The following is an 804-nucleotide window of genomic DNA, read 5'->3' as shown; positions in this document are numbered from 1 at the left end:
CGCGACGTTCTGGAAGCGCGTGAAGAAGGCGAGGCTCGCCGTGCGCGAGGGGGCGTCGGCGAACAGCACGCCCGCCACGGCCAGGGCGACGGCGACGGCTGCCTCCGTGCGCCCGCGCTCGCAAGCGATGGTGTACAGCGCCACCACGGGGCCCACCACCGTGAGCGAGAAGCCCCGGAACGCGCCCTGCAGCCCCAGGAACGTGATGAGCACGAACAGGAACACGGGCCACGGGAACCGCCGCCGCGCCGCGAGCGGCAGCGTGGTCAGCGCCAGCGCCACGAACACCGACGTGTCGGGCACGACGTTCACGATGCCCAGATACTGGCGCAGCTCAAGGTCGGGGATCACGATGGACGAGGCCGTGAGCATGAGCTGCCCGCAGCCGAACAGGAACGCCGCCAGCATCACGGCGACGTCGACCGCCCAGTCCTTGGGCGCCATCGGGCGGTTGTTCACAAGGAAGTTCTCCATGCCTGCCATGGTACGCGACCCGGCCGCCCCGCGCCATACACCAGCCGAGGTAATTGGAGTATCCGAACGCGCCTACCGGCAGCCGGGAGCCTCGCCGCCGCCGTCCGCGCCGCGCTCTTCCTCCACGAGGTCGATGAGCTGCTGGCGGGTGTGGACCTCGAGCTTGGCATAGATGTTGCGCACATGGCTGCGCACGGTGTTCTCGCTCACGAACAGCACGCCGGCAATGTGGGCTTTCGTGCGGCCGCGCGCCAGATAGCGCATGATCTCGGCCTCGCGCTCGGTGAGGCCGCCCGCTGCGGCCACGGCCGCGCACCGAGCATCGAACGC

At 70.0% G+C, this 804-nt stretch carries 2 protein-coding genes; both read right to left on the bottom strand.

What is annotated here, in order from left to right:
* Nucleotides 1–474, bottom strand: a 474-nt coding sequence (locus GPA_RS19040; protein ID WP_041240249.1) for a DUF7134 domain-containing protein, incomplete at its 3' end; no start/stop codon positions are given.
* 72 nt (nucleotides 475–546) lie between these two features.
* On the bottom strand, nucleotides 547–804 hold a 258-nt coding region (locus tag GPA_RS07375; RefSeq protein ID WP_041239243.1), incomplete at its 5' end, for a response regulator transcription factor.

Source organism: Gordonibacter pamelaeae 7-10-1-b, assembly GCF_000210055.1.
GTDB classification, from domain to species: Bacteria; Actinomycetota; Coriobacteriia; order Coriobacteriales; family Eggerthellaceae; genus Gordonibacter; species Gordonibacter pamelaeae.
The sequence above is the reverse complement of the archived record's forward strand: the minus strand, read 5'-3'. Positions and strand labels throughout refer to the sequence as shown.